12 protein-coding genes and 1 tRNA gene are annotated in these 12,535 nt (G+C 55.2%); all 13 read left to right on the top strand.

What is annotated here, in order from left to right; all coding sequences use genetic code 11:
* The first annotated feature begins 35 nt into the window (after positions 1–35).
* The 13 genes from infC (at position 36) to LVD14_RS11440 (ending at position 12,524) form a co-directional block, all read left to right on the top strand.
* Positions 36–566 carry a translation initiation factor IF-3 gene (gene infC, locus LVD14_RS11500; RefSeq protein WP_411268276.1) on the top strand — a complete coding sequence of 177 codons (531 nt, stop codon included), beginning with the start codon at positions 36–38 and terminating at the stop codon, positions 564–566.
* A 68-nt stretch (positions 567–634) separates the two neighbouring features.
* Positions 635–829, top strand: a complete 195-nt coding sequence (gene rpmI, locus LVD14_RS11495; RefSeq protein ID WP_237134217.1) for a 50S ribosomal protein L35 — start codon at positions 635–637, stop codon at positions 827–829.
* 29 nt (positions 830–858) lie between these two features.
* On the top strand, positions 859–1,218 hold the full coding sequence (gene rplT / locus LVD14_RS11490; RefSeq protein WP_237134216.1) for a 50S ribosomal protein L20: 360 nt from the start codon (positions 859–861) through the stop codon (positions 1,216–1,218).
* Between the two features lie 128 nt (positions 1,219–1,346).
* Positions 1,347–2,402, top strand: coding sequence for a phenylalanine--tRNA ligase subunit alpha (gene pheS, locus LVD14_RS11485; protein WP_237134215.1), 1,056 nt, complete (start codon positions 1,347–1,349; stop codon positions 2,400–2,402).
* Positions 2,403–2,433: 31 nt separating this feature from the next.
* Positions 2,434–4,821 carry a phenylalanine--tRNA ligase subunit beta gene (pheT, locus tag LVD14_RS11480; RefSeq protein ID WP_237134214.1) on the top strand — a complete coding sequence of 796 codons (2,388 nt, stop codon included), beginning with the start codon at positions 2,434–2,436 and terminating at the stop codon, positions 4,819–4,821.
* Between the two features lie 2 nt (positions 4,822–4,823).
* Entirely contained in the window at positions 4,824–5,129 is a 306-nt protein-coding gene (gene ihfA / locus LVD14_RS11475; RefSeq protein WP_237134213.1) for an integration host factor subunit alpha, read from the top strand.
* On the top strand, positions 5,113–5,466 hold the full coding sequence (locus tag LVD14_RS11470; protein ID WP_237134212.1) for a MerR family transcriptional regulator: 354 nt from the start codon (positions 5,113–5,115) through the stop codon (positions 5,464–5,466). The genes ihfA and LVD14_RS11470 overlap by 17 nt, the downstream gene beginning before the upstream one ends.
* 326 nt (positions 5,467–5,792) lie before the next feature.
* A complete protein-coding gene (locus tag LVD14_RS11465) occupies positions 5,793–8,711 on the top strand; it encodes a TonB-dependent receptor plug domain-containing protein (protein ID WP_237134211.1) in 2,919 nt (972 codons plus the stop codon).
* Between the two features lie 133 nt (positions 8,712–8,844).
* A tRNA-Pro gene (locus LVD14_RS11460) sits at positions 8,845–8,921 on the top strand.
* Positions 8,922–9,111: 190 nt separating this feature from the next.
* Positions 9,112–10,386 carry an EAL domain-containing protein gene (locus LVD14_RS11455; protein WP_237134210.1) on the top strand — a complete coding sequence of 425 codons (1,275 nt, stop codon included), beginning with the start codon at positions 9,112–9,114 and terminating at the stop codon, positions 10,384–10,386.
* Positions 10,371–10,883 (top strand): DUF6644 family protein, encoded by a 513-nt coding sequence (locus LVD14_RS11450; protein WP_237134209.1) that lies wholly within the window; start codon positions 10,371–10,373, stop codon positions 10,881–10,883. The genes LVD14_RS11455 and LVD14_RS11450 overlap by 16 nt, the downstream gene beginning before the upstream one ends.
* Positions 10,884–10,885: 2 nt before the next feature.
* A complete protein-coding gene (locus LVD14_RS11445; protein ID WP_237134208.1) occupies positions 10,886–11,326 on the top strand; it encodes a hypothetical protein in 441 nt (146 codons plus the stop codon).
* Between the two features lie 10 nt (positions 11,327–11,336).
* On the top strand, positions 11,337–12,524 hold the full coding sequence (locus tag LVD14_RS11440) for an acetyl-CoA C-acyltransferase (RefSeq protein WP_237134207.1): 1,188 nt from the start codon (positions 11,337–11,339) through the stop codon (positions 12,522–12,524).
* Positions 12,525–12,535 lie beyond the last annotated feature (11 nt).

The raw sequence follows: 12,535 nt of genomic DNA, 5'->3' as shown, positions 1-12,535 counted from the left end.
ATTGAATCCGAACAGGAGAGAAGACGCTGTCAAATATGAAGAGTAGTTCCAGGAAGCCGGTCATCAACGAAAACATTGACGCCACGGAAGTGCGTCTGGTGCTCGCCAACGGTGAGCAGAAAGGAGTAGTGACCATTGAAGAGGCCCGCGCTGAGGCGGCTGAGGCCAAACTCGACCTGGTGATGATTGCGCCCGACGCCGAGCCGCCGGTGTGCAAAGTCATGGACTATGGCAAGCATATCTTCGATCTGAAAAAGCAGAAGGCTGCCAACAAGAAAAAGCAGCGCAAGACACAGTTAAAAGAAATCAAGTTTCGACCAGGGACGGAAGAAGGGGATTATCAGGTAAAACTACGCAACCTGATACGTTTCCTGTCTGATGGGGACAAGGCCAAGGTATCTTTGCGATTCCGCGGCCGTGAAATGGCCCATCAGCATCTTGGACTGGAACTCTTGAACCGTATTCGCCAGGATCTGGAGGAATATGGTCAGGTGGAACAGGAACCCAAGATGGAAGGTCGCCAGGCCGTTATGGTTCTGGCACCAAGCAAAAAGAAGAAGGCCTGATAGGTTTCAGGGCTTCTATTACTTAATCTGAGTCGCCAGTGATGGCGAATAAATGCGGAGTTGCAGTAATGAGCAAGATGAAGACCCACAGCGGTGCTTCCAAACGCTTCAAAAAAACAGCCACTGGCTGGAAGCGTAAAAGCGCCAACAAGAGCCATATCCTCACCAAAATGACCACCAAGCGCAAACGTCATCTGCGCGGTACTTCGCTGGTAGCTGCCTGCGATAAGCCGTTGATCGATCGTATGTTGCGTAAAGTGTAACCCTTAGCGGATTTTGACAGGAGACTGATATGGCCCGAGTAAAACGTGGCGTAACGGCGCGTCGCCGTCACAAAAAAATTCTGAAGCAGGCTAAGGGTTATTATGGTGCCCGTAGTCGTGTCTATCGCGTAGCGTTCCAGGCGGTCATCAAAGCCGGCCAGTATGCTTACCGAGATCGCCGCACGAAGAAACGTGTATTCCGCTCTCTGTGGATTACCCGTATCAACGCGCAGGCTCGTGCGAACGGAATGACCTACAGCCAGATGATTGCTGGTCTGAAGAAAGCCAATATTGCCGTGGACCGCCGTGTAATGGCGGATCTGGCTGTGCACGACAAGGCGGCATTTGCTGCACTGGTCAACCAGGCTAAAGCTAGCCTGGCACAGTAACAATCGCGGTACTTTCCTGCAGAGCCGGTCCGGGAGTTGTTTGCCCGTGCCGGCTTTGTGCATTCAGGGTTCTGTGCATGGCAGGTCCATGCAGGTATTAGAATCATCATGGCAGAGTGGATGAATCCATGACCGACACAAATTCGCTTTTGCAGACTGCCCTGGAGGCGGTTGCGGCCAGCGCAGATGAGCGCGCGCTTGATCAACTGCGGGTTGATTATCTGGGCAAGAAGGGACAGTTGACGGCTTTGCTGAAGAGCCTGGGATCTTTGCCAGCCGAAGAGCGACCGGCTGCCGGTGAGAAAATCAATGAGGCCAAGCGTCAGGTACAGCAGGCAATTGATGCGCAGCGCGAGATTCTTGTCGAACGGGCGCTGAGTGCGCAGCTGGCCGCTGAGACTGTTGATGTGAGTCTGCCAGGGCGTCGTCAGAGCGCCGGCGGCCTGCATCCGGTGAGTCGGACGATCGAGCGAATTCAGACGCTGTTCCAGTCTGCCGGTTACAGCGTGGCAGAGGGACCTGAGATCGAGGACGATTACCACAACTTTGAGGCATTGAATATTCCCGGGCATCATCCGGCGCGGGCAATGCACGATACCTTTTATGTAAACCTCGCTGACGCGAAAGCTGCAGGCGCTGCTGCCAGCGGGATGTCCTGGGTACTGCGCACCCACACATCACCGGTGCAGGTGCGTGTCATGGAGCAGGGCAAACCGCCGTTCCGCATGATCTGTCCGGGTCGCGTCTACCGCTGCGACTCCGATCTGACGCACACGCCGATGTTCCACCAGGTGGAAGGGCTGCTGATCGATGAGCATGTCAGCTTTGCCGATCTGAAAGGCACGCTGGAAGAGTTTCTGCGGGCGTTTTTTGAGGCCGATCTGGCAGTACGTTTCCGTCCTTCCTATTTCCCGTTCACAGAGCCTTCTGCCGAAGTCGATATGAGCTGTGTCATGTGCGAAGGCAAGGGCTGTCGTGTTTGCAAACAGACCGGTTGGCTGGAAGTGCTGGGCTGCGGCATGGTGCATCCCAAAGTGCTGGAGGCCTCCGGCGTAGACAGCAGTCGTTATCGCGGTTTTGCGTTTGGCATGGGCGTCGAACGTCTCGCCATGCTGCGATATGGCGTCAATGATCTGCGTCTGTTCTTTGAAAATGATCTGAAATTTTTGCGGCAGTTCAACTGAACCGCGAGCTGATAGCCAAGAGCAAACTACCATGATTTTCACACAACAATGGATTCGTGAGTGGCTGGATACGCCACTTGAGCCGCAGGCACTGATTGATCAGCTGACCATGGCAGGATTGGAGGTGGACGCCTCAGGCCCGGTGGCGGCCGCGTTTACGGGTATTCTGGTAGCAGAGGTGGTCAGCGTCGAACCGCACCCGGATGCTGACAAACTACGCGTCTGTCAGGTCAATGATGGCAGTCAGCAGGTACAGGTTGTCTGCGGTGCGCCCAATGTCAGGCCAGGCATGAAAGTCCCTTACGCCACCCTTGGGGCGGAATTGCCTGGTGAGTCTCCGGACAAACCATTCCGTATTAAAAAAGCCAAACTGCGTGGCGTTGAGTCCTTCGGCATGCTGTGCTCGGCCGAAGAGCTGGGTATGGCCGATTCATCGGACGGCCTGCTGGAATTGCCTGCCGATGCACCCGTCGGTCAGAACGTCAGAGAGTACCTGCAACTTGATGATCGATACTTTGAGTTGGATCTGACGCCTAACCGGGGTGACTGTCTGAGCATTCGCGGCCTGTCACGCGAGATCGCAACCCTGAATCAGCTGAGCTTCAAGGATCTGCAGGTGACGCCTGTCGCCGTTCAGATTGATGACACCTTCCCGGTCCGTGTTGACGCGCCAGACGCCTGTACGCGATATCTGGGACGAGTGATACGCGATGTCGATATCAATGCCACAACACCATTATGGATGCAGGAGCGCCTGCGTCGCTGCGGACTGCGCAGCATCGATCCTGTCGTTGATGTGACCAATTACGTGTTGATGGAACTGGGTCAGCCGATGCACGCTTTCGATCTGGAGCGCCTCAGTGGCGAGATCGTCGTGCGTCAGGCAGTGGCGGGCGACACGCTGACACTGCTGGACGGCAAATCAGTTGAACCCGCCACCGATACCTTGCTGATCACCGATGCCAGTGGTCCTTTGGCGCTGGCCGGTATCATGGGCGGAGAACCCAGCAGCGTGACAGAGTCGACCCAGCATATTTTCCTGGAATGTGCCTGTTTTGATGCACTTGCGGTGGCTGGCCGGGCGCGCCGCTATGGCCTGCATACCGACTCGTCCCACCGTTATGAGCGTGGTGTCGACTATAACCTGCAGGCGCTGGCTATGGAGCGCGCAACCGAGCTGCTGATCGCCATCGCCGGTGGCAAGCCGGGTCCGGTTACCGAGAGCACCGGGACGCTGCCAACTGCCAGCGAGGTAAAGCTGCGTCCTTCCTACCTGGCGAGCGTGCTCGGTATGGAGCTGAATGAAGAGGAAATTATCAGTATTCTCAATGGCCTGGGAGTGACTCTTGTTGGTCGCTCGGAAGATGAGCTGACCTTTGACGTACCGTCATTCCGTCACGATATCGCCATTGAGGCAGATCTGATTGAAGAAGTGGCACGCGTCCATGGCTATGACCGCCTGCCCGTGACACGCCCTGTTATGCGCACTCAGATGCCTGAGGCCAGCGAGCGGGAAGTGGCACTGTCACGGATCCGTGAGCGTCTGGTAGCACAGGGTTACCAACAGGTCATCACCTACAGCTTTGTCGAGCCAAAGCTGATGGCGCAGGTTTCTGCATCGCCCGCTCCCGTGGCACTGCAGAACCCCATCTCGGAAGATATGTCGGTGATGCGTACCAGCCTTTGGGCAGGGCTGCTGCGGACATTGCAGCACAATATCAATCGCCAGCAGACCCGGGTTCGCATCTTCGAGACCGGTCAGGTGTTTCTGCCCGAGCCTGAAGGAATCCGTCAGCCGGAAAGACTGGCCGGTCTGATCTACGGCGAGCGTTTCCCTACCACCTGGTCTCAGGGCAGGGAAGTTGTTGATTTCTTTGACATCAAAGGTGATGTCGAAGGCCTGCTGGACCTGGGTGCACTGTTGCCACGCTGCCGTTTTGAGAAGGCAGAGCATCAGGCCCTGCATGGCGGCCAGGCGGCCGCTGTGGCGCTGGATGGACAGCGCATTGGACTGGTCGGCGCACTGGATCCTGCACTGCAGCGGGCACTGGATATCAACGGACGGGTGTACCTGTTCGAGTTGGATCTGGCTGCGATTCGCGCCGCAACGGTACCGGCTTTCAAGCCTTTGTCACGCTATCCAGAGGTAAGCCGGGATCTGGCGCTGGTGCTGGACCGGGCTGTGGCTGTGGCTGATATTGAGCAGCATTTGCGTGAACTGGCAGGCCCAGAGCTGCTCGGAATTAGAATATTTGATGTTTATCAAGGTGATAAAGTCGAAAGTGACAAAAAAAGTGTAGCTTTGGGCTTGACCTGGCAACATCCTTCGCGCACTCTTAGCGACGACGAGATCAATGTCATAATTGAGCGTTGCGTCAAAGGCCTGGAAGACAAATTTAATGCTAAGTTAAGGAATTGAACATGCAAAACGGCGCCCTGACAAAAGCGGAAATGGCAGAACGTCTGTTTGATGAACTCGGCGTTAACAAGCGAGAGGCCAAAGAACTGGTCGAGCTGTTCTTCGAGGAAATTCGCCAGGCCCTGGAAAGCAACGAACAGGTCAAGTTGTCTGGATTCGGCAATTTTGATCTGCGTGACAAGAAACAGCGCCCCGGACGCAACCCCAAGACCGGTGAAGAAATTCCTATCAAGGCACGTCGCGTGGTGACGTTCCGTCCTGGCCAAAAGCTAAAGGCGAGGGTAGAGAAATATGCCGGAAGCCAGTGACAAGCAGGACCTGCCGCCCATACCGTCAAAGCGCTACTTTACCATTGGTGAAGTGGGTGAACTTTGCACGGTAAAGCCGCATGTGCTGCGTTACTGGGAACAGGAATTTCCCCAGCTTAAACCCGTCAAGCGCCGTGGCAATCGCCGCTACTATCAGCGTGAAGACGTCCTCCTGATCAGACAGATCAAATCCCTGCTATACGATCAGGGTTTCACCATCGGTGGGGCCCGTCAGCGTATGAGCGGCCATCAGGAACCGCAACCGGGTGCTGCAGTTGAAAAGGCCGAGCTCAAGCAGATGATCAAAGAACTGGAAGAGGCTCTGGCGCTGCTGTAATAGCCAGATTCTACGGCGCCTGACATCACTTTTTCGAACGTTCGCACGACGACTTTCTGGTTTTTTTTCGAATTTTTCCTTTACATCATTGACTCCAGTGATATAGTCCATCACCGGAAAGCGGGGCATGTCGCACCGTTTCCTATTGCTCTAGCAGTATGATTGAATAAAAATAATGTCACTGCCTGAGGGAAGTTGTTGTTTAGTGTAGTCCTCAGAATGTCAGCACGTCCTGTCGACCCGGTTTCTGGAGAGAAAACCGGCGCTATTCATTGCCTCTGCATCGACAACCATAAACCTAATAAGAATCATCAAGAGGTCCATGGATGAAGTCGAATACTCAATTCACTAGTAATCCCCGAGTAAAACTGTTGTCCGCAGCTATCGCTGCCGCCATGATGCTCCCCGCAACGTCCGTGCTTGCACAGCAGGACTCCAATACACCGGAAGTCGAAGAAGTTGTTGTAACTGGCTCCTTTATTCGTCGTTCGGAAGGTTTTCAGGCTGCATCGCCAATCCTTCAGGTTTCAGCTGAAGATATCGCCGCTGAAGGCACACCCAATATGGGTGACGTGATCCATAACCTGAGCTTTAACCAGGGCTCATCAGTTACGCAGAACTCCTTTACTGGAGCATCAAGCACATCTACCTCAATTAACCTGCGTGGTCTGGGTTCGGGCGCTACTCTTAATCTGGTTGATGGCATGCGTGTCATCGGCACCAACGTCAATACTTTTCTGCCGCAGATCGCGATCGGCCGCATGGATATCGTGACAGATGGCGCTGCAGCATTGTATGGCTCGCAGGCCGTAGCCGGTGTTGTCAACTTTGTCCCACGCAAATCCTATGACGGTGTTCGTTTTGAAGCCTATCGCCAGGGCGATTCGCGTGGCGACTACACTGATGATCAGTTCAGCGTTCTCGCTGGTACCGAGTGGAACGGTATCGATCTCGTTGTGGCAGGTGAATACCGCTCCAATGGCAGATTGGAGATGATCGACCGCCCTGACAATTTTAACTCTGGTCTGACATCATCCAGTACGCCCAATCCGGGCCGTTATCGTGTTCCTGTACGTGATGCCAATGGTGATCTGACAGGTAGTTTCCGTACGATTTCCGATCCAAACTGTGGTGGAACACGTGAAGATCCAACGGTACCAGGCAACAACCCGAACGGGTTTACTTTTGCTGGCCAGTGCTGGTTCGACTTCGGTGAGTTCTGGGACTATCGCGCAGCTCAGGACCAGGGTCAGGCATTTGCACATGCCACGTATGACTTCAGTTCTGGTTTGACTTTGTCAGGGCAGTGGGGCTACTTCAAGCGCCGCACTTACAACCGTGGTTCTCCCTCAAACCCGGGTGGTCGCGTCGGTGAGCTTCCGACCGTCCGAGGCGAGATTCCCGGTAACCCATTCCCGGCCGTCGATGCCAATGGCAATCAGCTTTATGCGGTAGACGCCAACGGTGATGGTGTTCCAGATCGCAACGCCAACGGTATGGTCATCCGTGCTCCAAGCGCTGCAACCGGTATCCCATTTAACGAAGACGTTAACTTTGCTGCATGGCGTCCATGGGGTAAACATGGCACTTTGCCTACGCAACTCGGTCCAGACGGTTCCACTGTTGGTGCTGGCCTGATCCACGGCTGGCGTTCAGCGCTGCGCGCGGACTTCACTGTACCCTGGATTGAGGGCTGGGAGGGTTCCGCCAGCTACATGTATTCAGAGCAGACTGACAACAGCCGCGCCAATAACTTCAGCCTGAGTGCTCTGACTCAGGGGCTGAACTGCGATGTCGCCAACGACCGTGACGCGTGTTTTACACCGTTCGTGTCGACTGATCCGTCTACGCTCAATACTCAGGCCGTGGCAGATTCTACCTACGTACAGAACCGTGTTTTTGATGTTGAGTCACTGCAGACACTGGATGTAGTACTTAACGGCGTAATCAGCCCCGGTGGTTTTACGCTGCCCGGTGGTGAAGTGGGTGCAGCCGTTGGATATCAGAGACGTGAAGACCGTTTCGACAATACGCCCAGCCTGCATAGCCTGACTGGCGATGTATTCATTGGCACGCAACTGTTCCCGGTCAGCGACGGTCGAACTGTTGATGCCTACTTTGTCGAGTTGTCGCTGCCTTTGTTCAATACGCTGGAAGCACAGGTTGCCGTGCGTAACGAAGACTACAGCACGGGTCAAAGTTCAACAGATCCGAAATTTGGTCTGGTATACATACCGACTGACTGGCTGACAGTGCGTGCCACTACTGGTACTTCATTTATTGCGCCAACTCTGAACCAGTTGAATGCGCCGGAATCTTGTGGTCTGACCAACGTGTCGGATCCATTCACAACTTTCGCGGCCTTCACGGCGAACTGCTCGCAGGGCAATCCGAACCTGGTGCCTGAATCAGCAGATACCACTGCATTTGGTGTAACACTGAACCTGCTTGATGGCATGACGCTGGATATCGACTGGAGTGAAACAAACTTCGAAGACCGGATCATCAGCTCTACTACCGCTGATATTCTGGCTGCGGACTTTTTCAACTTCCGGCAGGCGACCGGTTATTCAGGTTCAGGTCTGCCGCCAGTTGATCAGGTCAGAGCCTGGGTAAACAACCCATTGTCTGACAAGCGGATCCAGCGTGACCCAAACAACGTCGCGCAGATTGATCGCATCATCAGCAGCTCCACCAATGCGTCGAAAATGGATGTCACTGCGCTGGACCTGAAATTCGACTATCTGTTCAGTATCGGCGACTGGGGTACGATGAACTTTGGGCTGGATGCCACCTATGTTGACAGCTACACCTACCAGCTGTCGGCCGACCGCCCTGTGGTTGAAGCGAAAGGCAATCAGAACGCATTGACCGGCGCCGTACCGCCAATGCCGGAATGGAAAGCCAATGCCAGCATCGGCTGGAACATGGGTAACCACAGTGCCAATGTGATTGTCCGTTACATTGACGAGATCACCTTCGACGCAGAGAAGTTCTCGTTCCAGCGTTTCCTGCCTTTCAGCAACTACCGAAATGTTGAGGTGCTGCGTGCCTCCACTATCACGGATGCGAGCTACAACTATTCCGGACTTGATGCTCTGGGTGGTGAGTTCTCTTTCACGGTAGGTGCACGTAACCTGTTTGACCGACTGCCGCAGAAAGTGCCTATGCTGGGCGGCATGGAGTCAATCCTGTACGACCCGACAGGTCGTATGCTGTACGGCCGTGTTACGTTTGAGATGTAAAACACGGCAGGTCTGATCCTGTGGTCGGACGTAAAAGGCGGCTCGGAGTTCCCCCCTCGAGCCGCCTTTTATTATTTTGGTACTCAGGCTTGCAAGCCGGAGCAGGGCAAGTATAATGCCCGCTCGGATTATTCGGGGCGTAGCGCAGTCTGGTAGCGCACCACACTGGGGGTGTGGGGGTCGCAGGTTCAAATCCTGCCGTTCCGACCAGATTTTCGCAGGCGGCAATATGTGGCGCGTCTGTCCTGTCATTAAAAGGCACCTTAGGGTGCCTTTTTTATTGGAGCGAAACTCAATTACAGCGTACACTGCTGCAGCAACAGTCCTTTGCTGAGACGTTCGCAGCAGGCTGTTGATAAAACGCATTTATTGCCGGAAAACAACGGAAAACAACGGTCATATGACACAGGCTTCTCCTCCTTCCAATGACGTTCAGGCACTGCCTTCGGGAGACTCTCTTCAGGTCGAAAAAATCTTTCGGTCCGGGCAGGTCATCATGCGCCAGGGCGACCCGGGAGATTGTGCCTACTTCATCCAGGAAGGGCGCGTGCAGATCAGCGTAAAGCTGGCAGATGGCTCGCTCTCGAATGTGGCTCAGCGCGGGGCGGGCAGCGTTATCGGTGAGATGGCGATTGTCGACGGAGGCCCACGCAGTGCCACAATCACTGCCATTGAAGACTGCCAGTTGCTGGAGATTACCCAGGCCGACTTCAGCAAGGCTGTCAGCAATGCCAACCCGATTGTTGGCCTGGTTGCGCGACTGATTCTGATGCGTTACCGGGATTTGCTGCACCGTTCTGCTACCCTGCGCGATTTTGATGGTGACTCTTCTGTCCTAGAGCGTCAGGAGCACGAGCACGCGCAACAGTCCCGCGTGCTGGATGCAGTGCGCATGACCAATGAGTTTCGCGTGGCCATTGCCGGTAATCAGCTGTTCCTCGAGTATCAGCCACTTATTGAGATTTCCAGTGGCCGCGTTGTAGGGTTTGAAGCACTGATGCGCTGGCATCATCCTGTCCATGGCAGAATGCGTCCCGACCTTTTCATCCCGCTGGCCGAAGATACAGGTCAGATTGTTGAGGCGACCCGGTGGGCGTTTCACGAAGCCTGCCATGCTTTGAAAAACATGGTTGATGCCAGTGGCAACGACCAGTTGTTCATGAGCATCAACTTTTCGGCGCATGACTTCGACGAACCGGATTTTCTTGATCATCTTCTGCAGATTGTTGACCACGCGGGTGTTCGTCCTGACCAGATTCATATTGAAATAACCGAACGCCTGCTGTTGCGCCAGGCTCAGCATGTGCGAGCGGCGCTCCTGCAGTGTCGTGAGGCAGGCATGGATATCTCTATTGATGACTTTGGTACCGGGTACTCATCGTTGAGCTACCTTCATCAATATCCTGTCAGCACCCTGAAAATCGACAAAAGTTTTATCAGCAACATGACTCGCGACGATAGCGCCCTGGGCCTGGTCCGTACCATTTTGTCATTGAGCGACAACCTGGGCTTGTCGGTGATAGCCGAAGGGGTGGAAACCGAGGAACAGGTCAGCATGTTGCGCACTCTGCGCTGTCAGGTCGCGCAGGGCTTTTTGTATGCCAGGCCGCTGGGTCTGGACAGAGCGCTTGAGCTGGTAACGCCCAAGGATGGCGGGTCGTGCGCGAAGCTGTAATACAGTGGCTGGGCGACAGTGGTCTGCCTCAGCTAAGCGGTGATTTCCTCAGAGCTGTGCCCGGTATGCCGCCCATCATGCAATCCCTGCATCTGCTGGGGCTGATCGTGCTGATGGCTTCCATTGTCATGATCTGTCTGCGTGTATTGAATATTGCTGCCAGGCGCCAGGATACCGTGGAGCTGGCCGGTCGATTGTTCCCCTGGTTTTTCTGGGCCTTGCCGCTGATGCTGTTTAGTGCTTTGCCGTTTCTTCTGGCCCGCCCGCAACGCTATTTCTACAACCCGGTATTCACTATCAAGATGGCCGCGCTGTTTGTCGCGCTGACACTTTCCCTGATTCTATGGCGCCAGTGGCGAAAAGGACTGCTGGCAGTGGATTCTGCGATGCTGGTCAATCGGATCATGGCGCTATTGTGCCTGTTGGCCTGGCTTTTGACAGCGTTGGGTGGTCGTTGGATTGCTTACGCAGATTATCTGTTCTGGTCGGGGTACTGAAGATGCTGCATAGTGAATTCTGGCTTCAGATCGAGTACTGGCCGCTGTCACAGCATATCGGCGCGACCTGGTGGTTTCCGCTGCTGAACTCACTACACGTGCTGAGTATGGCATTGATGCTTGGCGGGCTGCTGATGCTGGACCTGCGTTTGCTGGGCCTTACTGCCCGTGACTACACGGTCAGGACTCTGGGACAGGATTTCCTGCCCTGGGTCTGGTCAGCATTCATTGTGGCTGTTATCACCGGCCTGGGCCTGTTTATCACGCGTGCCAGTGCGCACGTGCTAAACCCTGCATTCCAGTGGAAGGTGGGCTTGATGCTGTGTGCCGGAATCAATATGGTACTGGTAGGTCGATTGCCCCCGCGCTGGAGTGGCGCACTTTCACTTCTGCTATGGGCGGGAGTGGTGCTGGCGGGTCGCTGGATGGGACATATCATATAAGGGGAATGTCATGAGTGAAGCCTATATTGTAGGCGCGGTCAGGACTGCGTGTGGTCGGCGCAATGGTCGCCTGCGGAATATTCATCCGGTAGATCTTGGCGCGGCCGTCGTTGATGAGCTGCTGGACCGCAGCGCTGTCTCAGCGGATGTGATTGATGATGTTATTTTTGGTTGTGTCAGCCAGATCGGTGCCCAGGCTGGCAACCTTGCGCGCAACGTTGTCCTGGCGTCAAGGCTGGATATCTCTGTTCCAGGCGTGACAGTGGACCGACAGTGTGGCTCATCGCTGCAGGCTATCCAGTTTGGCGCTCAGGCTGTCATGTCGCAAACACAGGATCTGGTGATCTGCGGCGGTGTAGAGTGCATGAGTCTGATTCCTATCGGCAGTAATATCAGCGACGGAATCGCGAATGGTCGCGGCGTTCCCCGCGGCGAGCGGATTGACGAACTATACCCCGGTATCGAGTTCAGCCAGTTTACCGGTGCCGAGCTGCTGGGCAATAAATATCACCTGAGCCGGCTGGAGCTGGACAAGTTTGGTGTGCTGAGTCACCAGCGCGCCGCTCACGCCACGCGCAACGGTTACTTCCATCGCGAAATTGTGCCTGTTGAAGTGACGACGGAAGCCGGCGATATAGAAACTCATACTGTGGATGAAGGGATTCGCTACGATGCCAGCCTGGATGCCATGTCCGGGCTGCAACCCCTGCGTCCGGGTGGCCTGATTACAGCAGGGACGGCCAGCCAGATAAGCGACGGGGCTGCGGCTGTGCTGGTGGCCAGTCGACGCGCGGTCGAGCGCTACAATCTGCCTGTCCGTGCGCGTATACATACACTCGCGACAGTGGGTTCTGACCCCGAAATCATGCTGGAAGGGCCAATACCCGCCACCGAAAAACTGCTGGAGCGCGCAGATCTGACGATTGATGATATTGATCTTTATGAAGTCAATGAGGCATTTGGCTCGGTGCCGCTGGCCTGGGCCAAGGCTGTAGGGGCTGACCTGCGGCGTCTCAATGTGAACGGTGGTGCCCAGGCGCTGGGCCACCCGCTGGGTGCCACGGGTGCCAAATTGACCACCACGCTTCTGCATGAGCTGGAGCGCCGCGAGGCACGCTTTGGACTGGTTGTGATCTGCGAGGGTGGTGGCACAGCCAACGCCATGCTGATAGAGCGCGTGGAATCAATCGACTGGTAATGTGAGTCGCC

The sequence above is a fragment of the Pseudohongiella sp. O18 genome (assembly GCF_021729085.1).
GTDB lineage: Bacteria > Pseudomonadota > Gammaproteobacteria > Pseudomonadales > Pseudohongiellaceae > Pseudohongiella.
The sequence above is the reverse complement of the archived record's forward strand: the minus strand, read 5'-3'. Positions and strand labels throughout refer to the sequence as shown.